General features: G+C 69.5%; 15 protein-coding genes and 3 pseudogenes. 8 read left to right on the plus strand and 10 right to left on the minus strand.

The features are described 5' to 3' along the window. The first annotated feature begins 118 nt into the window (after nt 1-118). From QFZ67_RS04810 to QFZ67_RS04825, 4 genes are all read left to right on the plus strand, one after another. On the plus strand, nt 119-1,849 hold the full coding sequence (locus tag QFZ67_RS04810; RefSeq protein ID WP_307659838.1) for a PfkB family carbohydrate kinase: 1,731 nt from the start codon (nt 119-121) through the stop codon (nt 1,847-1,849). Nucleotides 1,850-2,021: 172 nt separating this feature from the next. Further along, the gene (locus QFZ67_RS04815; protein ID WP_307659839.1) at nt 2,022-2,303 is read left to right on the plus strand and encodes a metal-sensitive transcriptional regulator; all 282 of its coding nucleotides are present in this window, start codon (nt 2,022-2,024) and stop codon (nt 2,301-2,303) included. 241 nt (nt 2,304-2,544) lie between these two features. Next, on the plus strand, nt 2,545-4,218 hold the full coding sequence (locus QFZ67_RS04820; protein ID WP_307659840.1) for an AMP-binding protein: 1,674 nt from the start codon (nt 2,545-2,547) through the stop codon (nt 4,216-4,218). 234 nt (nt 4,219-4,452) lie between these two features. After that, nucleotides 4,453-5,895, plus strand: a complete 1,443-nt coding sequence (locus tag QFZ67_RS04825; RefSeq protein WP_307659841.1) for an MFS transporter — start codon at nt 4,453-4,455, stop codon at nt 5,893-5,895. A 256-nt stretch (nt 5,896-6,151) separates the two neighbouring features. Here the strand turns inward: QFZ67_RS04825 and QFZ67_RS04830 are convergent, their stop codons facing one another. Further along, a complete protein-coding gene (locus tag QFZ67_RS04830; RefSeq protein ID WP_307659842.1) occupies nt 6,152-6,328 on the minus strand; it encodes a hypothetical protein in 177 nt (58 codons plus the stop codon). Between the two features lie 823 nt (nt 6,329-7,151). Between QFZ67_RS04830 and QFZ67_RS39030 the strand changes: the two are divergent. After that, nucleotides 7,152-7,313, plus strand: a pseudogene (locus QFZ67_RS39030) (winged helix-turn-helix domain-containing protein); the annotation flags it as partial. A gap of 257 nt (nt 7,314-7,570) precedes the next feature. Here QFZ67_RS39030 and QFZ67_RS04840 read toward each other — a convergent pair. The 3 genes from QFZ67_RS04840 to QFZ67_RS04850 all read right to left on the minus strand — a co-directional run bounded on the left by QFZ67_RS04840 (nt 7,571) and on the right by QFZ67_RS04850 (nt 10,600). Next, nucleotides 7,571-7,852: a metal-sensitive transcriptional regulator gene (locus tag QFZ67_RS04840; RefSeq protein ID WP_307665726.1), complete on the minus strand. Its 282-nt coding sequence runs from the start codon at nt 7,850-7,852 to the stop codon at nt 7,571-7,573. Nucleotides 7,853-7,947: 95 nt separating this feature from the next. Further along, complete coding sequence (locus QFZ67_RS04845) at nt 7,948-10,212, minus strand: cation-translocating P-type ATPase (protein WP_307659843.1); 2,265 nt, start codon at nt 10,210-10,212, stop codon at nt 7,948-7,950. A 109-nt stretch (nt 10,213-10,321) separates the two neighbouring features. Beyond that, nucleotides 10,322-10,600, minus strand: coding sequence for a heavy-metal-associated domain-containing protein (locus QFZ67_RS04850; RefSeq protein ID WP_307659844.1), 279 nt, complete (start codon nt 10,598-10,600; stop codon nt 10,322-10,324). Between the two features lie 189 nt (nt 10,601-10,789). On the opposite strand from QFZ67_RS04850, the gene QFZ67_RS04855 reads away from it, so the two are divergent. From QFZ67_RS04855 to QFZ67_RS04865, 3 genes and pseudogenes are all read left to right on the plus strand, one after another. Beyond that, nucleotides 10,790-11,758 (plus strand): hypothetical protein, encoded by a 969-nt coding sequence (locus tag QFZ67_RS04855; RefSeq protein WP_307659845.1) that lies wholly within the window; start codon nt 10,790-10,792, stop codon nt 11,756-11,758. Beyond that, a pseudogene (locus tag QFZ67_RS04860) lies at nt 11,730-12,847 on the plus strand (cation diffusion facilitator family transporter). Before QFZ67_RS04855 ends, QFZ67_RS04860 begins: the two are co-directional and overlap by 29 nt. Nucleotides 12,848-13,190: 343 nt before the next feature. Continuing rightward, nucleotides 13,191-13,632: pseudogene (locus QFZ67_RS04865) on the plus strand (hypothetical protein); the annotation flags it as partial. A 64-nt stretch (nt 13,633-13,696) separates the two neighbouring features. Here the strand turns inward: QFZ67_RS04865 and QFZ67_RS04870 are convergent. The 6 genes from QFZ67_RS04870 to QFZ67_RS04895 all read right to left on the minus strand — a co-directional run bounded on the left by QFZ67_RS04870 (nt 13,697) and on the right by QFZ67_RS04895 (nt 20,261). Next, nucleotides 13,697-14,947 (minus strand): MDR family MFS transporter, encoded by a 1,251-nt coding sequence (locus tag QFZ67_RS04870; RefSeq protein ID WP_373430205.1) that lies wholly within the window; start codon nt 14,945-14,947, stop codon nt 13,697-13,699. Nucleotides 14,948-14,997: 50 nt separating this feature from the next. After that, the gene (locus tag QFZ67_RS04875; RefSeq protein WP_307659847.1) at nt 14,998-16,149 is read right to left on the minus strand and encodes a PLP-dependent cysteine synthase family protein; all 1,152 of its coding nucleotides are present in this window, start codon (nt 16,147-16,149) and stop codon (nt 14,998-15,000) included. A gap of 131 nt (nt 16,150-16,280) precedes the next feature. Further along, nucleotides 16,281-16,691: a hypothetical protein gene (locus QFZ67_RS04880; RefSeq protein ID WP_307659848.1), complete on the minus strand. Its 411-nt coding sequence runs from the start codon at nt 16,689-16,691 to the stop codon at nt 16,281-16,283. A 231-nt stretch (nt 16,692-16,922) separates the two neighbouring features. Next, the gene (locus QFZ67_RS04885) at nt 16,923-17,270 is read right to left on the minus strand and encodes a hypothetical protein (protein ID WP_307659849.1); all 348 of its coding nucleotides are present in this window, start codon (nt 17,268-17,270) and stop codon (nt 16,923-16,925) included. Between the two features lie 202 nt (nt 17,271-17,472). Beyond that, entirely contained in the window at nt 17,473-17,658 is a 186-nt protein-coding gene (locus tag QFZ67_RS04890; protein WP_307659850.1) for a hypothetical protein, read from the minus strand. A 47-nt stretch (nt 17,659-17,705) separates the two neighbouring features. Continuing rightward, on the minus strand, nt 17,706-20,261 hold the full coding sequence (locus tag QFZ67_RS04895; protein WP_307659851.1) for a cation-translocating P-type ATPase: 2,556 nt from the start codon (nt 20,259-20,261) through the stop codon (nt 17,706-17,708). Nucleotides 20,262-20,278: the final 17 nt, after the last annotated feature.

Consider the following 20,278-nt stretch of genomic DNA (forward strand, 5'->3'; position numbering starts at 1 on the left):
GTGGGCCCGCTGTAAGTCGCCACGCCCGGCGGGCCCACAGCTCCATCGGCCACCCCGGTCGGCCTCGCTGGGCAGTGCAGCCTCGACCTGAACGACGCCCCCGCCGAGAGGAACCACCATGCAGCTGGTCGTCACCGGCTCCGTTGCCACCGACCACGTCATGACCTTTCCAGGCCGGTTCAGCGAACAGCTGCTCCCCGACCAACTCCACAGCGTCTCCCTGTCCTTCCTGGTCGACTCCCTCCAGGTGCGCCACAGCGGTACCGCCGCCAACATCGCCGTGGGTCTGGGGCGCCTTGGCCTGACGCCGCGGCTCGTCGCCGCGGTCGGCGCCGACTTCGAGGACTACGCCATCTGGCTCGAACGCAACGGCGTCGACATCAAAGGCATCCACGTCGAACCCGATTCCTGCACCGCCCGCTTCCTCGTGACGACCGACTTCGACCAGAACCAGATCGCATCCTTCTACCCCGGAGCGATGAGCCGCGCCCGCGACATCGACCTGAACCGCCTGCTCGATGTGTCGGAGCCCGGCGGTCTCGTCGTCATCACCCAGGACGACCCCCAGGCGATGCTGCGCCACACCCGCGCCTGCCGTGCCCGCGGCACCGCGTTCGCTGCTGTTCCCTCCCAGCAGTTGGCCCGGCTGAACAGAGGCAGCATCGAAGACCTTGTCTGCGGGGCGGATTTCCTGTTCACCAACAGCCACGAACGGGCCTTGCTGCTGCGGCGCTCGGGCTGGTCCGAACAGACCGTCCTGGAGCGCGTAGGGGTATGGGTGACGACGCTCGGGACCGCTGGCGTGCGCGTCGACAGCCTCGGCGCGCCGCCCCTTTGCGTGCCCGCCGTATCCGTTGCCCAGGTCGCCGACCCTACGGGCGTCGGCGACGCCTTCCGCGCCGGGTTCCTCGCCGCCATCGCATGGGGTCTTGACTACAGCGCGGCGGCTCAATTGGGCTGCGCCATGGCCGCCGGTGCCCTGGAATCCACTGGCGCCCAGGACTACAGGGCGGACGCCCGCACCCTGCTCGACCGGCTCTCGCTGACCTACGGCCGCTCCGCCGCGACGCGGGTGGCCCCCTTCCTGCCGGGAACGGATACGGCCTACGGGTCCGAACCCGTCTCACCGACGAAGCCAGCCGACACCCCGGAGACTTCCGTGAGTTCCTCTGACACAGCGCCCCCTCCGACCTCTGAATCCCGCCCGCCCTCACACGACCCACAGTGCCCGCAGCGCCTGCTGCTCATCGAGCGGGACTTCCTGATCCCAGTGCTGCGGCGGGCGCCCGGAGCGTGGTTCGCGCGGCCGACCTCCTGCCCCGGATGGACCGTCCGCGACCTGCTCGCTCACTGCGCGGCCGCCCTCACCCGCATCGCCGAGGACCGGCTCCACGACTTCTCCCCGCAGGACAACCAGCAGGACATCCTGGACCGGAAGGACTGCTCGATCGAGGAAATCGTCGACGAGCTGGAAGCAGGCTGCGCCAAGGCCGGGCCCGCCATCGCCGCCGCCGACGGGCAGCTGGACGTCATAGCTCTGGGGGAATGGGTGCACGCCGGCGACGTACGTGCTGCGTTCGGGATCACCCCCGCCTACGCCACCGAGGGCACCGACGACGCCCTGGCCCTGCTCGCCACCTGCAGCCGCGTACGCGAAACCCCCCTGCTGACGGCACGCCTCCCCGACCGTGAACTGCAACTGGGCACCTGGCTGCCGGACCAGCGGAAACGCGCCGGGCTGACGACCGACGCCGATAACCTCGTGCGCCTGTACACAGGGCGCCCCGCCGACGAAGGCCTCTACTCCCTCGTCGGCGCGGCCCCGGCCGATCTGGTCATCTACAAGTGACCCCGCCGCATGACATTGCTCGGCTCCGACCATTCCCCCCGATACCACCCCCCGGTATGGTGGAAACCCAGGTATGGCTACCGTACTGGCCTCGGTTGTCCCCGGATCATGGATCCAGGGGCAGGTCCAGAGGCAGCACTCGTGCGGCGCGGAGTGAAAGTCGAGAAGGTAGATGGCCAGTTATAGCAACCACAAAGAGGACGTCCTCAAGCGGCTGCGACGCATCGAGGGCCAGGTTCGCGGCCTGCAGCGGATGGTCGATGAGGACACCTACTGCATCGACGTCCTCACGCAGGTATCAGCGACCACGCGCGCGCTGCAATCCTTCGCGCTGCAGATGCTCGACGAGCACCTGGCCACCTGCGTGCGCGACGCCGTGGCCGAGGGCGGCGAGGAAGGAAGCGTCAAAATCAAAGAGGCCAACGACGCGATCGCCCGCCTCGTGCGTTCCTGAAGCGCAGGGGGCTGAGATTCAGCCCCCTCTATTGTGCCGAACCGCCTTCAGCGGCACCGCGGGCCGATGCTGCCGTGGCATCTCATACATGCAGGGCATGGGGAATTACTCTTAGGTTTCCACCTGCGACACCCACCATAAAGGGGAAATACGGCCGCGGCAAGAATTCTTGAGAAGACATACCCTACGGGGGTAAGGTATGTCCTGCCGATGTTCCGACGCGGTGCCCATGGAGGCAACAGTGGCGGCAAAAGCAATGCTCAAGACGAGAACATTCGATCCCGCAGATATGGCAGGCATGTCCATTGCCGAGGGACTGGAGCAGGCCGGCTCAAGGCCAGGCGGTCTGATCATGCTGGACGATCAGCTCCTGCCGCACCACGTGGAATACGCGGAGCTGAACGAGATAGCGCTCAACGCGGCCAAGAAATTACAGAAGCGCGGCATCGCTGCGGGAGACCGTGTGTGTTTACTGTCCCCGACATCACTGGCGATGGTGGCGACGTTGTTCGGACTGTGGCGGCTGGGCGCGGTGCCGGTCGTGCTGCCGTCACCACAACGAGGCATGCACACACCGGTGTTGGATGCGATCAGGCGGCGGATCGAGGCGGCGGTTCCTTCCCTGGCGGTCACCACACGGGAGTGGGCCCCGCCGCTCGGGAAGACCGCGCCCTGCCCCGTGGTGACCCTGCAACAGCTGCACCAGACGGTCCCGTCGCGCTCGACGCTCCGAGTGCCGACTGGGGACGCCCCTGGTCTGCTGCAATTCGCATCGGGCACCACGGCGGCATCACGGGCCGTCCTCATCAGCCAGGATCAGCTCGTCGGCAGCATCGCCGCTACCGGGTCGCATATGGGCTTCGGTCCGGCAGACCGGTTCGCTACCTGGCTGCCGCTTCACCACCCGCTGGGAATTGTGCCCTTGGCGGGAATCGTCGCAGGTGGCGCAGAGGTGGTGATGATGACGTACGAAACCTTCGTCGAGCACCCCAGCTCCTGGCTGCGCACGATCAGCGATTACCAGGCGACCGTTACCGCCGCTCCGAATTTCGCTTATTCACTGGCCGCCAGAACTCAGCAGGCACAGCGCGCGGCATTGAATCTGCGTGGACTACGCGTGGCGCTCAACGGGACGGAGGCGATCGATGCGGAGGACCTGATGAATACGGTGGGCGTGCTGCAACGCGCTGGAATGCCTGCGCGGGCGATGTGCCCGTTGTACGGGCTGGCGGAGGCGACGCTGGCGGTCAGCGCCGGCACCGCACGGAAGCCGGTGCGTATCGTCGCCGAGGCCGAGCGGGCGCCGGGCCTCACGGCTCAGGGGTACGAACGGCAGCCCCTGGTCAGCTGCGGAAGCCCGGTGGACGGGGTGGAGGTGGAGATCCGCGACGATTCCGGGACTGCCCTGCCGCCCGGTGCCGTGGGCCAAATCGTGGTGAGGGGCCCCGGGGTGACGGGCGGCTACTGGCGCTCGGACGGCCACCCCGGCTCGGCGCCGGTACGCGACGGCTGGCTGCACACCGGGGACATGGGGTTCATGGACGCCGGGGAGCTGGTCGTCTGTGGCCGCGAGAAGGAAATGCTCCGCATCGGTGGCCGCACACTGCACCCCGCGGAATACGAGAGGGCCGCAGAGTGCATTGAGGGTGTTCGCGCGGGCAAGGTCGTCGCCTTCGCTCTCCCGGACCGGAAGGAGCTGGTCGTGGTCGCAGAAGCGGTCGACACCACCCAGGCGCTGCTGACGGCCGGCAATCGGATGCTCGCTGCCTTCCGGGACTGTGTGCAGCACGTCCCCCGCGAAGTCGTGTTCATCCGGCCGGGCACGTTGCCGAAGTCCTCCGGCGAACGCCAGCGGCAAGTCACTCGGGCCCGGTATCTGAGCGGATCTCTGGACGTCGTGCACACGGCACGCTGACAGCCTCCCCGGCGCTGTCGCACAGCAGGCGCCCGCGCGCAGCCGCACTCGGGCGCCTGCGCACATTCTCAGCCAAACCGCCGACACTTCTGGCCGCCAACGGCTCTCCGCTGGCGAGGTGGGTACCCCAGATTTCCTGAGGTTCACCCCCCCTTTCGGAATACCCCTTGGGGGTATATCGTTTTCGTCGAAAGGTACCCCCTAGGGGTATGAACCCAACGAAGGGGCAGGGAAATGTCAACCGTCAATCCCCGGCGCTGGTGGGCGCTCCTCGTACTCGCCGCCGCCCAGTTCATGGTGATCATGGACACCTCGATCATCGGCGTGGCGCTCCCGGAGATGCAGCGCGATCTGGGCTTCACCCCGGGCGACCTGCAGTGGGTGTTCAACGCCTACGTGATCGCCTTCGGCGGCCTGCTGCTGCTCGGCGGCAGGCTGTCCGACCTGCTCGGAGCCCGACGTATCTTCGCCAGCGGGTGGGTGGTGATGATCGCGGGTTCCATCGTCGCCGCGGCAGCGAGTACCGCCTGGGTCGAGGTAGTGGGCCGGGCCGTACAGGGCGTCGGCGGAGCGCTCATCGCGCCCGCCTCGATGACCCTGCTGATGATGCTCTTCGGCCACGATCCGAAGGAACTGGGCAGGGCCCTCGCTTTCTACGGCGCCGCGGCTCCCGCAGGCGGCACCGCCGGCGTCTTCCTCGGTGGTGTCTTCACCGAGTGGATGAGCTGGCCGTGGGTCTTCATCATCTACATCCCGATCGGCATCGCCACGCTGCTCGCCACCGGGCTGCTCCCCGCGGTTCAAAGTCGCCGGGGATCGGTCGACGTGCTCGGTGCGGTCTCCGTCACGGCCGGGCTGGCGCTCGCCGTGTTCTCCATCGTCAGGGCTCCCGAGGTCGGCTGGGGCGAGACCGAGACGGTGCTCGAACTTGTCGGCGCTGCAGCTCTGTTGATTCTGTTCTTCCTCATCCAGCGGTCGGTCAGGGCACCGCTCATGCCGCTGGGCGTCTGGCGCACCCCGGGTCTGGGCACCTCGAACCTGGCGATGACTCTGCTGGGCGCCGCGTGGATCCCCATGTGGTACTTCCTGAACCTGTACCTCCAGCAGGTCCTCGGCTACGGGGCCTTCGCCAGCGGCGCCGCGCTGCTGCCCATGACCGTGCTACTGATGATCTTCATGACGGCAATCACTGCCAAGCTGATGGCACGCTTCGGGGCCAAGCCACTGATCGCGGGCGGTCTGCTGATTCTCGCCCTCGGGCTGGTGTGGCTGTCCGCCGTCGAGCCGACCGGCACCTTCGCAGTGGACGTTCTGCCCGCCTCACTGGTCGCCGCGCTCGGCATGTCACTGGCGTACATCCCCACCCTGATGTCGGCGATCTCCGGCGTCCAGCAGGAGCAGGCCGGCCTGGCCTCCGGCATCGTCAACACCACCTACCAGGTGGGCTCGGCGCTCGGCCTGGCTGCGCTCACCGCGCTGGCCACCTCCCAGGGCGCGGGCAAGCTCGGCAACCTGCCCGCGCTGACGGACGGCTTCAGCGCCGCCTTCATCGCCGCCGCCGGAATCGCAGCCACCGGAGCCTTGCTCACAGCGCTCCTGATGCGGGGCCAGAAGGCCGCTGCGGCCCAGGCCGAGGAGCCCGCGCCGCAGTCGCACGGCGAGTCCGTAGGCGCATAGCCGAAGGGCACCACTCCCGAGCACCTCAGCACAAGGGAATCCCCCAACGGCCACTCGACACCGAATGCAGGTGTCGGGTGGCCCCGTCGTATCCGAGCCCGCGCCCTGCGCCAACCCTTTGGCAAGAGGTGTGCAAGGTGCGCAAGGTCATGCCGGCGGGCAGCAACCGGGGCGGTCCAGCTGCGGTTGCCCGGCGATCTTTGGATGGGCGTATTGAGGACCGCCACGGCGGAGAGTTGCCACAGGCCCCTGATGGTTACCGCACGGCGGGTGCTGTGCGGCGGTGTGTGGCGAGCGTGATGATGGGACCGGTAGCCAGGAGTACCGCCAGGGCCGCGGAGCCGTAGGTGAGGGTGGAGAGGGTGGGGACCGCCGCGACCAGCGGCGGGCCGCCGGCATGGCCGAGTTGGCGGCCGAGTTCAGCCGGTCCCATGGTCTGGCCGAGGCGTTCGGCGGGTGCGGTGCGGCCAGGGCCGCGAAGCCAAGGGGGGTAATCAATCCCGTTCCCGCTCCGATCAGGACCGCCCCGGTCAGAACGCCGAGCAGGCCGGGCAGCATCGCGCTGCCCAGGCCGGCGGCGGTGATCAACGGTCCGGCGGCCAGGCCGGTGCGGGAGGTGATGCGTCCGGCGTCCAGGGCTCGCCAGCAACCGGCTGGACGACGGAGGACGGAGACAGCGGCGCCGGCGGCCACGGTGCGGAGCCCGGCGGCTGGGCCGGAGACGGGCAGGAAGCCGACGCCGCCGGAGAGCGCGGCGGTCGCGCAGACGAGGGCAGCACGGGCGGGTTCCGGGGGCGTCCCCGCGGTCGGGGCGAGGAACGTGCGGGAGGTGAGCCGCCTGGCCAGGTCGAGCACCGTCTGGCGGCTGCGGGGCAGGGGCGCACGGCTGGCACGTCCACGGCGGCCGATACCGCAACGCCGCGCCGAGCATGGCCATGACTGCGAATAGCAGTTGCAGCCCCCGGCCCAGGACGCCGCCGAGCAGCGGGCAATGAGGGTGTAGCCGATGGACTTCTCGGAGCCGTAACTGCCGAACGCCCGCCCGTGTTCGGCTGCCGGGTTGAGCCGGGCGGTCGCGTCTTCGGGTGAGCGCCCGGCTGCCTGAAGCGTCACCACCTGCCCCCGGCGCGCTCTCGGTCCGTTCCATCGCGCGCCGCGTCCCGTCGGCGAGGACCGGCAACGTCCGACGCCGCCCAGATCCCCTGGCCCAGCGACAGCGCGCCAGCCTTGCGCAGCTACCTCCAGACCGCCACCTGGTGCCGCGACGGTTCCGCAGGCAGCTTGATCATCAGGAGCAGCCACCGTCCCCGCCGGAGTTGTCCAACCACCTGACGTGCTTGCGCGACTGCGGCCTGGTCGTGGCCATCCTCGTCGGCCGCCGCACCCGCTACGGACTGGCTGGCCCACACCTCGACGCGCTACGCCCAGCGCCGCGCCGGAGGCGAACTGGGCACAGCCTTGGCCGTCGCCGACTCCGAACAGCGGCTGCGTGGGCCCCATCCTCGTCGCGCCAGCAGCCGAGGTCGATGCCCTTGGGTGCCGTACTGGCTGCGAGGGCTGCCGCTGATCGCAACGCTGCACACCGCAGCGAGAGCGACTGGGTCGGACGTAGCTGGCCGCCAGCGGCGGGCAACTGGCCGTTCGCGGCGAAGAAAATCCACCTGGCCTCTGTCAGTCAGAACCGCACCAGACGCGCGATGGCCTGGGATGCTTCCGCGACCATCACCCGTGCCTCGTCACCGCCTTTCTTGATGGCCTCGGCGACGCAGCGACTGACGTGGTCGTCGAGCAGTGCAAGTGCGCAGGAGCGCAGGGCCGCGGCGGTCGCGGTGACCTGGGTGAGTACGTCAATGCGGTAGGCGTCCTGCTCCACCATCCGCTCGAGTCCTCGAACCTGCCCCTGGATGCGGCGGAGACGCCGGAGGATGCCTTCCTTGTCGTTCTCGTAACCCGGCACTGCGGGCTCCTTCTCGCGTAGTGGTGGTGGGCGAACCGCTCTGAAGAGCACCGGGGGCGGTCCGGTCGGTCCGCCCCTGCTGTCCGCGCACCCTGTCAGTCGGCCGCTTGGAAGCTCCTCAGGCGGAGGCTGTTACCGACGACGAAGACCGAGGAGAAGGCCATGGCGGCGCCCGCGATCATCGGATTGAGCAGGCCCGAGGCCGCGAGCGGCAGGGCGGCGACGTTGTAGGCGAAGGCCCAGAAGAGGTTGGACTTGATCGTGCCCAGGGTTCGGCGGGAGAGGCGGATGGCATCCGCCGCCACCCGCAGGTCACCGCGTACGAGGGTCAGGTCGCCCGCCTCTATCGCGGCGTCCGTGCCCGTGCCCATCGCCAGCCCGAGATCCGCCTGGGCGAGCGCGGCGGCGTCGTTGACGCCGTCGCCGACCATCGCCACCGAACGCCCTTCCCCCTGCAGCCGCTTGACGACGGCGACCTTGTCCTGCGGCATCACCTCCGCGATCACTCGCTCGATGCCGACCTCGCGGGCGACGGACTCGGCGACGGCACGGTTGTCGCCTGTGAGGAGGATCGGGGTCAGGCCCAGGGCGCGCAGCCGCCGTACGGCCTCGGCGCTGGTGGGCTTGACCGCGTCGGCGACCTCGAGCACTGCCCGGGCCTCGCCGTCCCACGCCACGGCGATGGCCGTACGGCCCTCTGCCTCGGCCTCGGCCTTGGCGCGGGCGAGGTCAGCGGGCAGCTCCAACGCCCACTCCTCCAGCAGCTTCTCGCGGCCGACGAGCACCGCGTGTCCGTCGACGACACCCTGGACGCCGAGACCGGGGACGTTCGTGAAGTCCTCCGGCACTGGGAGGTCGCCGACCGTTTGCGCGGCTCCGCTGGCGACGGCCTGGGCGATGGGGTGCTCGGAGGCGTGCTCCAGCGCGCCGGCCAGCCGCAGCACTTCGGTCTCATCCACACCGTGGGCAGCATGCACGGCGAGCAGGGTCATCTTGCCGGTGGTGACAGTGCCGGTCTTGTCCAGGACGATGGTGTCGGCCTTGCGCGTGGTCTCCAGGACCTCTGGGCCCTTGATGAGGATGCCGAGCTGCGCGCCGCGGCCGGTGCCCACCATGAGGGCCGTGGGAGTGGCCAGGCCCAGTGCGCAGGGGCAGGCGATGATCAGTACGGCGACGGCGGCGGTGAACGCCGCGGTCAGGCCTGCGCCGTTGCCCAGCCAGAAGCCCAGCGTGCCGAGCGCTAGGCCGATCACGACCGGGACGAAGACCGCGGAGATCTGGTCGGCGAGTCGCTGGGCCGCGGCCTTGCCGTTCTGCGCGTCCTCCACCAGCTTGGCCATCCGGGCGAGTTGGGTGTCCGCGCCGACCCGGGTCGCCTCGACGACCAGCCGCCCGCCGGCGTTGAGCGTCGCGCCGGTGACCGCGTCACCGACCGCGACCTCGACCGGCACGGACTCGCCGGTCAGCATCGAGGCGTCCACAGCCGAGGAGCCCTCGACGACCGTCCCGTCGGTGGCGATCTTCTCCCCAGGGCGTACGACGAACCGGTCGCCCACCGCCAATTCCGAGGTTGGGATGAGCACTTCGCGCCCGTCGCGCAGGACGGTGACTTCCTTCGCGCCGAGCTCGAGCAACGCCCGGAGTGCCGCCCCGGCCTTCCGCTTGGAGCGCGCCTCGAAGTAGCGTCCCGCCAGGATGAAGGCCGTCACGCCCGCCGCGGCCTCCAGATAAATGTTTCCCGCGCCGTCGGTACGGGCGATGGTCAGCTCGAAGCCGTGGGTCATGCCGGGCATGCCGGCGGTCCCGAAGAACAGCGCCCACAGCGACCACAGGAACGCGGCCCAGGTACCCACCGAGATCAGGGTGTCCATCGTGGCGGCACCGTGCCGGGCATTGGTGAACGCGGCCCGGTGGAACGGCCACCCCGCGTACGTCACCACGGGTGCCGCCAGGGTGAGCGAGAGCCACTGCCAGTACTCGAACTGCCAGGCCGGGACCATCGCCAGGGCGATCACCGGCACGGCCAGGAGTACAGCGGTGATCAGACGCTGCCGCAGCGGCCGCAGCTCATCCACCTCCTCAGCCCCGGCGCCCGTGCCGTCTCCTTGAGCGGGCATGCTCGTTCCGGCGGGAGCGGGAGGCACCGCGGTGTAGCCAACGGCTTCCACGGTGGCGACGAGGTCGTCCACCGCGACGCCACCGCGGTAGGTGACCTTCGCTTTCTCCGTGGCGTAGTTGACGGTGGCCTCCACGCCCTCCAGGCGATTCAGCTTCTTCTCGATACGGGCAGCGCACGAGGCGCAGGTCATCCCGCCTATGGCGAGTTCGACCTCAGCGGTTTCCGGCACCGTGGTAGTCATCACTGCTCCTGGAGCTGAAGGAATGGACAGCTGGGGCCCGGGGAGAATTCCGGTCGGGCCCCAGCTGAAGTGCTCCTCGCCGCGGGCGAGGAAGCGGGTCAGGACTTGGTCACGCCCGGCCGATGAGTTCGTATCCGGCGTCGTCGACGACCTTGGCGAACAGGGCGTCGTCGGGCTCGTCGGCGGTCGTCACGGTGACGCGCCCCGTGTCCACGTCGACCTCGACGGAGAGCACGCTGTCGAGCGCGCCGATCTCCTTGGTCAGCGTGGTCTTGCAGTGGCCGCACGTCATGCCCTCGACGTTGTAGACCGTGGTGCGGCCATCGGCAACAGACTCGCCTGTTGCGCCGGTGTGGCAGCTGCCGTCGGGGGTGCAGCAGGACGACATGGGTTCCTCCTGAAGGTGTGGTCGGGCTGGACTGGCGGCGAATGTATACCCCCTGGGGGTATGATCAATGTATACCCCCAGTCCGTATGGAAACGCAAGGCAGGTCGACCGCTTGAAAATATACCCCTAGGGGGTATTGTCGGAGGTCGAATCGCCTCTCTGGGCAACTGTCTTGAGTAAGGGAACGCCATGAATACAGCACTGAAGATCACTGGCTTCGCCGCCGCACTCGCGGGGGCCTTCGGCGCCACCTACGCAGTGGGCAGCAGCCTCGCCCCGATCTCGACGGGAACCGAGCCCGCCGCCCACGCGGACCACGGCGGCGGCGCTGCGGCCGGCGCCGGTGGCCCCCAGGTCACCGGCCCTGGTGACCCGCCCGCCGGGGGACTTCAGATCTCGGAGAGCGGCTACGCCCTCGACCTCAGGACTCCCCGGGTGGAAGCGGAGCGGCGCACTGAGCTGCGCTTCGGCATCCTCGACGCGAGCGGCCGAAAGACCACCGCTTACAAGCGCGTGCACGGCAAGGAGCTGCACCTGATCCTCGCCTCGCGCGATCTGTCCGTCTACCGGCACCTGCACCCGACACGGACGGACGACGGCACCTGGAGCACCCCGGTCGACCTCCCGAAGGCAGGCGACTACCGCATCTTCGCCGACTTCACCCCCGCAGCAATGGGCGGCAAGAACCTGACCCTGGGCGCCGACCTGGCCGTCTCCGGCATCTACAAGCCCGTCGAGTTCCCCGACACGTCCCGGACCGCCAGCGTCGACGGCTACACGGTCACCGTCAACGGCGATCTGCGTCCGGGCGAGGCGCGGAAACTCGACCTGAAGATCACCAAGAACGGCCGCCCGGTCACAAACCTCCAGCCTTACCTCGGCGCCTACGGTCACTTGGTGGCGCTACGCTCCGGAGACCTCGCCTATCTGCACGTCCACCCAAACGACGAAGCCGACGACGACACCACGAAGCCCGGCCCCGTCGTCTCCTTCACCGCCACCGCACCGAGTTCGGGCGCGTACCGCCTCTTCCTCGACTTCAAGCACGGCGGGAAAGTGCGTACGGCCGCCTTCACCGTCCCGGCCGATGCGGCGGCCGAAGGCAGCCGGGGGACCGGGCCGTCGGAAGATGACGAGATGGGTGACCACCAGCACTGACCACGGCTGCGAGCTTGCCCCTGCCCACCACGACCACGGACAGCAGCATGCCCGCGGCCATGGCGAGCGCCGCTGGGCGCGGTGGCGGCACCAGGCCGGCCACCTGATCAAGCCGCACTCGCACGAGTCCGCCGACAAGGTCGACCGCGCGCTGGAGTCTTCGGCCAAGGGCATGCGGGTGCTGTGGATATCGCTGGCCGTCCTCGGGGTGACGGCGGCGACGCAGGCGGTCGTCGTTGGTGCTGTCCGGTTCGGTGGCATTGCTGGGCGACACCGTCCACAACGCCGCCGACGCCCTGACCGCGCTGCCGCTCGGCGTCGCCTTCGTGCTCGGCCGCCGCGCTGCCAACCGGCGCTTCACCTACGGCTACGGGCGGGCCGAGGACCTGGCCGGCATCGTCAACGTGCTGACCATCGCAGCCTCTGCTGCCTTCGCCGCCTGGACCGCGATCGACCGGCTACTGAACCCGCAGGAGATCAGCTACCTGCCGGCCGTCGCCGCGGCGGCGGTGATCGGCTTCATCGGTAATGAGTGGGTGGCCCGATATCGCATCCGCGTCGGCCATGAGATCGGCTCGGCGGCCCTGGTGGCCGACGGGCTGCATGCCCGTACCGACGGATTCACCTCCCTCGCCGTCCTGTTTGGGCGCGGGCGGCGCGGCGCTGGGTTGGCAGCTCGCCGACCCCATCGTTGGCCTGGCCATCACCGCCGCGATACTCCTCGTGCTGCGTGACGCCTGCCGGGAGGTCTTCCGCCGGATCATGGACGCGGTCGACCCCGCACTCGTCGATGCCGCGGAACACGCGCTGCTCGACGTTGCGGCTGTACGGGCGGTGAGCGAACTGCGACTGCGGTGGATAGGGCACCGGCAGCGCGCCGAGGTCGCCGTCGTCGTGGACGGGGAGTTGAACGTGCGCGAGGCGCACCAGGTGGCCGTCGACGCCGAGCACGCCCTGCTGCACGCCGTACCGAAACTGACCGCAGCACTGGTCCACGCCGACCCAGCCCCGATGCCAGGCACCCCCGACCCGCATATGGCCCTGGCGCATCACGGATCTCAGTCTGCGGCCGGGGCTCAGTCCAGGTAAGGGGCCTGGCGGCCGCGGGATCTTCTTGACGGTCGCCATGTCGAGGGCGAGAGCAGCGCCGAGGAGGTGCCTACGGTGCCGCGGGGAGCCAGACGCCGGTCACTTTGAACCAGGTGTCGGCGGGCGGGCCGTCGCCCCAGAAGATCGTGACAATCAGCCAACTCACAGTCGGCGACGTCCACATCAGCGACGACAGTCGCCATCACATTCGGCACCCCTGACGACATCCCCTGGTTGTTCCCGACAGGACCGCTCCACCGCCCTGTTCACCCTCGCCACCGAGCTCCCCGCCCGGATACTCGGCGTCCACATCCAAGTCGCCGTCCAATGGCAGAATGCATCAGCCGCCGTCGGGCCCTACCAGCCCGCAGCACCGCCCAAGCCTTCCCGTACCGCCACCGTCGACGGATACACCGTCACCCTGAACGGCGAACTTCGCCCCGGCGCTGCAGAAGCCCGAACGTGAGCAAGAACGGCCGCCCGGTCACGGACCTTCAGCCCTACCTCGGCGCCTGCGGCCACCCCGTCGCCCTCCGGGCCGGCGACCTCGCCTACCTCCCCGTCCACCCCAACGGCGAACCCGGTGACAGCACCACCAAGCCCGGTCCGGAGATCTCGCTCACCGCGACGCACCCAGCTCCGCGACTTACCGCCTCTTCCTCGACTTCAAGCACAACGGCACTGTCCGCACCGCGGCCTTCACCGTCCAGGCCGGAACCTCCACGGGCGCCCAGCAGTCCGCCGAGCCCGCCACCGGACACGAGACAGACAGCCACCAGCACTGAGGCGGTTGGGCCGGGGCGGGCAGCGTACGGCTACCCACCCCGGCGCTGTGATGGCCCGACGGCGTCAGGCTGTGGCGGGCTCGGGCCGGCCGGCGGGTGCCGGAGTTGCCAGGCGGCCGGTGCGGTTGAGCCCGTACACGGCGGCGGCGCAGGCGAGACCCAGCAGGAGCAGGGCGATCCACGGCAGCGCGGGCACTCCACCGTTGCGGGCGGCATCGAGTGCGACCCCGGTGAGGAAATTGCCCAGGGTGATACCGAGTCCGCAGATGGTGTTGTACAGGCCGTAGTGGGTGGCGACGAGACGGTCACCGGAGAGCCGGACGATGGTGTCCATCTCGAACGGATAGGCGATCATCGTGCCCACGGCGAGCAGCAGCGCGGACAGCGCGGGCGGCACCGCCGCGAGCAGCCACAGCCCGATTCCGCCGTCCGGTACCGGCATCGCCGTGGCAAGCAGCAGCGGTACGAACGCGACCCCCATGGTCAGCAGGCCCCAGGCGAGCGCACGCCCTGGCTCCATGCGGGCCTTGCACCACGCGGTCACCCTCGTTTGGCCCAGGATGGTGCTTAGTCCGGACACGGCGAACAGCAGCGCCACCGCGGCCGTGCCGAACTTCCCCTCGCCGCCCAGGCGCCGTACTTCCAGCGGCAGCGCGAGGTAGACCTGGAAGGACATCACGTACGAGCCGATCATGGCGAACGAGAACAGCATGAACGGCCGGTTGGCCACGATGCTGCGCCACTGCGACAGCACACTCTCCCGACGGCCATCCGCCTGGACCTTGGTGTCGTCGGCCCGGCGCGCGGGCAGGGCCCGGATCTGCACGACGCTCAACACCGCGAAGATGCCGGCCGCCGTCAGGCACGTGACGCGGAAGTCGACACCGGTCAGCACCATTCCCACCAGCGGGCCGAGCAGGATCCCGGCCTGGTAAAAGACGTTGAACAGCGCGAACGCCTCCACCCGGCGCTCCCCCGCGTCCGCTGCCAGGTAGGCGCGGGAGGCCGGGTTGAACAACGCGCCGGCCAGGCCCGTCGCGGCGGAGGCGGCGATCAGCGCGGGCACCGAGTCGACGAGACCGAGGGTCGCGAAGCCAAGGGTGCGCAGCACCAGCCCAGCGATGATCATCGGCTTGTAGCCGAGCCGGTCGGCCAGCGTGCCGCCAACCAGGAACATGCCCTGCTGGCTGAAGTTGCGCACCCCGAGGATCAGCCCGACGAGCCACCCGGCCAGCCCGAGGGGCCCGGCCAGGTGCGTGGCCAGATACGGCATCAGCATGTAGAAGCCGAGGTTGATGGTGAACTGGTTCACCATCAACAGCTGGACACTATGCTGGTATTCGCGAACCTGCGCGACGGTGCTCTTCACCGGCCCTCCTCCGCATCGGCCTCGGGACGCATGTCATCGGCCGCCGGATCGTCCGTGCCTGCGGCTCGGGTGAGCGCGAGCGGGTCGACCACACTCGTGCACCGGGTCCAGCGAGTGACTTCCTTCTCGTCCAGGCAGCCGATCACGTCCGGCTCGGCCGCGGGCGGCGAGTCGAGGAGGCCGTGGGCGGCGCAGTAGTCGTCGTCGTACACGGTGCCCAGGTAGCGTTGTGGCCCGTCAGGGAAGATCGCCGCGATCCGGGTGTCCTCGGACAGGGTGCGCGCCAGCCATCCGGCGGCCAGGGCGACCGCGCCGACGCTCCACCCGCCGGTGGCGTAGTGCGAGGCGGCGAGCTGCCGGCAGGCCCACACCGCCTCGCCCGGGGCGACCCAGTGCACCTCGGAGAATTTGTCGTAGGCGACGTTACGGGGATAGATGCTCGAACCGAGTCCGCGCATCAGGCGGGGGCGGGCGGGCTGGCCGAAGATCGTGGAGCCGATGGTGTCCACGCCCACGAGCCGCACATCGGGGTAGAGCTGCTGAAGAACGCGGGAGACGCCTGCGGAGTGGCCACCGGTGCCGACACTGCACACCAGGACGTCGATGTGGCCGAGTTCCGTGGCGAGTTCGAGGGCGAGCGGGGTGTACGCGGCAGTGTTGTCCGGGTTGTTGTACTGATCCGGGCACCACGAATCGGGGTGCTGCCGCATCAGCTGGGTGACGCGGTCACGTCGGGCCTGCTGCCAGCCACCGGTGGGGTGGGGCTCGGAGACGACGTTGACCTGGGCACCGTAGGCGGTCAGCAGGCGGGTCATGGACAGCTCCAGACCCGGGTCGGTGACCAGAGTGACCGGATGGCCGTGGACCATGCCCGCCAGGGCCAGGCCGAGGCCGAGTGTTCCGCTGGTGGACTCGATGATCCGGCCTCCGGGCTTCAGATCTCCGCGGGCCCGGGCGCGTTCGACCATGTGCAGGCCGGGGCGGTCCTTGATGCCGCCGGGATTGAAGCCTTCCAGCTTCGCCCAAAATCCCCGTCCCGCAGGAGCGAAGGGCTCGCCGACGTGCAGGAGGGGAGTGTTGCCCACCAGACCGGTCAGGGCGGCGTGGCCGAGCTTGGTGAGTTGACGTGCGGTGTTCGGAGAGTGCATCGGTCGGCTCTCATCTTTCGGTGAATGGCGCGTCGGGTGCTGATCTCTCGCACTCCGCCCGTCCCCGACCGGTGATCCAGTCTCAGGGGCAGGGCGGATGCCGCAGCATGCTGCGGCTCGAAGGGCACGGCCTACGTCCGCCACCGGCACAGCGCGCACAGCGTGAAGCGGCCGGACGTGGCTCTTCGGGCCTCCCCCGACACGGGCCGGACACCCCCATCGGTTACCGTCACGCGCGTCGCTCTCGCCTCGGGCGCCGCCGCGGCGGACACCGGCGTACGCACCTGCTGCCGTCCGGCCAGCTCCACGTCCGAACCGGTCGGCGAGCAGGAGGAGTCGGCAGGGGCCGCAGCACGCGGCACCTGCTCGATGCCCTGTGGGGCGCCGGAGAACGTACGGGCGGCGCCGTGAGCATGGCCGGACTCGTGCAGCAGGAGCGCACAGTCGAGCACGATCATGAGCAGACCGCTCAGGAGCAGGGCGAGCAGCCGGCCCTGCACAGAGGCAGCCGGGATCGGGCGAATACGGGATGACGGGAGCACAGTTCCTCCGCAGGCGGCCGTCATGCACCACGTGGTGCATCAAAACGGCGGGCGGGGTGGGCAGTGTCAGGACATCGCCGCAGAGATCTGCCTCGCAAATGCGCGGTGGCGCGTTGGGCGAGGCAGGGGGCGGCGAACTGGCCGGCCGCATCGCGCCCGCAGCCGCAGTGGGCTGTCCCAGAGCTGTGTCAGACGGGAAGGCGTCGAGGGCCAGCGAGCAGTCGCCGCATCCTAGACCTGCAGAACTGTGGCTCTTATCGACGTGCTCAGCAATTGCTTGGCCGACGCCACGTCACCGAAAGCGACCGCAGCAGGTGGCCCCGATGGAGAAGTGCCCTCCTCGACGAGGGCACAGGCGCTGGGGGCATCCAAAGCAGGGGTCTGCTGCGGCTGGCCGGGCACGCACTCCTGATCCGGATGGGACGGGCCGTGACCACCACCGTGGTGATCCAACGGAACGTCCTCGACCGCCTGGCCGTCAATGGCAGCCACCGCAGGCACGATCGCGCTTGCGTCGAGATGGCCGGCAACGCCTTCGGCGCTCACGCCATGCGTGTACACAAAGGCGAACAGCATCATGGCCACCCACAGCATGCGCAACGGGCCCGCCGATGAGCGGGCCCGCGACATGCGGGAAGACGACCAGGCCGTAACCATGCCGTGATCCTAGCCGCTCGTCCTGACGATCCCCTGCCGCCCCGGTCGCAAAGATCACGCCAACATATGGCTGCACATAGCGCACGCAATCGAAATAGGGCAGGAGGCTGCCATCCCGGGAACGTCACGGAGTGCCGTGACCGTGGCTGTGACCGGCGAGTGCTGTGCGGTAGCAGCCGGGGTCGGCGCCGAAGGCCGCCGCGCAGTGCGCGGAGCAGAAGTGGTGGGTGCCGGTTTCTGTGTCGCGTCGTTCGGTGGCGGTCGCAGGATCCACACACATGCCGCAGACCGGATCGGTGGTCGTTGCCATGTCCTATGCCTTGGTGCGGTGTTGGTGAGTCCTGCATTGCGCCGAGGTCAGGCGGCGCGGCGACGGGAGGCACCGCCATCCGCAGCATCAAGGGCCGCGGGGGTGACTGGTGGTCGTGCGGGGGGCGTTGTTGCTCGTGGCAGCCGGAGGCGTTTGAGGGCGAGGGCGTTGACGGCGACGATGATGCTGGAGCCCGACATGGACAGTGCGGCGATCTCTGGACGGAGCACCAGGCCGGAGGCGGGCTCGAAGACGCCTGCGGCGATGGGGAGGGCGATGGCGTTGTAGCCGATGGCCCAGCCGAGGTTCTGGCGCATCTTGCGCAGGGTGCCGCGGCCGATGCGCAGGGCTGTGGCCACGTCGAGGGGGTCGGAACGCATCAGGACGAGGTCGGCGGTCTCGATGGCCACGTCGGTACCTGCGCCGATGGCGATGCCGAGGTCGGCCTGGGCGAGGGCCGGGGCGTCGTTGACGCCGTCGCCGACCATGGCGACCTTCCGGCCGCCGCACTGCAGCTCGGCCACCTTGGCCGCCTTGTCACCGGGGAGGACTTCCGCGATGACGGTGTCGATGCCCAGGCGGTCGGCGATGCGCTCGGCGGTGGCCTGGTTGTCGCCGGTGAGCATGACGACTTCGACGCCGAGGCCGTGCAGTTCGGTCACGGCGGCGGCCGATGTTTCCCTGGGCGCGTCGGCGATGCCGATCAGGCCCGCCGCCCGGCCGTCGACGGCGGCGATGACGACCGTACGGCCGGTGGCAGCCAGCGCCTTGCGGCGAGCGGCCAGTGGGCCGAGGTAAACGCCTTCGCGTTCGGCCAGGCGACGGTTGCCGACCGCCACCCGGTGGCCATCGACGACGGCGGTTGCACCATGGCCGGGAACGTTCTCGAAGTGCCGGGCGCTCGCGGCCTCTGTGGAGCGTGTCTGGGCGTGGCGTACGACGGCTTCGGCGAGCGGGTGTTCGGACTCGCGCTCGACCGCTGCTACGAGCCGTAGCAACTGGCCCTCGTCCGTTCCCGGGGCGGTGATGACGTCGGTGACTTCCGGTTCGCCCTTGGTCAGGGTGCCGGTCTTGTCCATGACCACGGTCTGGATGCCGGCAGAGGTCTCCAGGGCGACGGCGTTCTTGAACAGCACACCACGCCTGGCTCCCAGTCCCGTTCCGACCATGATTGCGGTGGGCGTGGCGAGGCCCAGGGCGTCCGGGCAGGTGATGACCACGACGGTGATCGCGAACAGCATTGCGGTGCCGAAGGAGCGGTCGGTGGCCAGCAGCCAGACGGCCAGCGTCGCGGCGCCGCCGATCAGGGCGACGAGGACAAGCCAGAATGCTGCCCGGTCGGCAAGTCGCTGTCCGGGGGCCTTGGAGTTCTGGGCTTCCTGGACGAGTTTGACGATCTGTGCCAGTGCGGTGTCGGCGCCGACCTTGGTGGCGCGTACGCGCAGTGTGCCGTTGGCGTTGATGGTCGCGCCGACGACCTGCGAGCCGGGGGCCTTGTGCACGGGCATGCTCTCGCCGGTGACCATCGACTCGTCGACGTCGCTCTCGCCCTCTTCCACGATCCCGTCGACTGCGATCTTGGCCCCGGGACGGACCAGCAGCAGGTCACCGACGACGACTTCGGCGGTGGGCACCTCGACCGGTTCGCCTTCGCGCAGGACGAGGGCCTTGGGCGGGGCGAGGTCGAGCAGGGTGCGGATGGCGTCGTTGGCGCCGCCGCGGGCGCGCATCTCGAACCAGTGCCCGAGCAGCACGAAGGAGGCCAGGACGGTGGCCGCTTCGTAGAAGACGTCGCCGCCGCCGGTGATTGTGACGATGAGGGAGTAGAGCCAGCCGGCTCCGACGGCGACCGCAACCAGCACCATCATGTCCAAGGTGCGGGCACGCAGCGCGCGTACGGCGCCGGTGAAGAAGATCGAGCACGAGTAGAAGATCACCGGCAGGCTGAGCAGCAGTGCCCACACGTCCTGACGCAGCCCGAAGGGGACCGGCACGTCGAGGCCGAACACGTCCTCGCCGATCGGCGACCAGATCACGATGGGGATCGAGAACAGCAGCGCCACCAGGAAGCGGTTGCGCATGTCGGCCACCATCGCCGCCATCGACATCTCGCCGTGCCCACCGTGGCCCATCACCTCGTGCGGCGTCGGCATCCCCTCCGGTGCGGCCAGGACCTCGGCGTGTTCCGCGTGCGAGGCACCTACCGGCTCGGCCGGCTTGGTCAGGGCCGCCCCTGCGCCGTGGCCCTCGTGGCCCGCCTCCCCGCCCGGCACATCCTCGGCGGGCGGATCGGGCTCGGCCATCGGGTCGCAGATATGGGAGGGCACCACCTGGCCGGCACAGTTGTAACCGCATTCGGTCACCCAGCCGCGCAGCTCGGCCAGCGACGTACGCCGCGGATCGAAAACCACCGTCGCCGACTGGGCGACCGGGTTGACCTCGACATCCAGCACGCCGGGGCGCCGCCCGAGCACGGCCATCACCGTGCTCTGCTGCGACGCCCACGCAAGGCCGCGCACATCCAGCACAGCAATGCTGCGCTCCTTGCTCGGGCCTGCCGGGCCGTGCACGTGGTGACGACGGTCATCTGTGGAGTCAGGCACGGTCATCCCTCCTCACC

The sequence above is a fragment of the Streptomyces sp. V1I1 genome (genome assembly GCF_030817355.1).
Classification (GTDB): Bacteria; Actinomycetota; Actinomycetes; order Streptomycetales; family Streptomycetaceae; genus Streptomyces.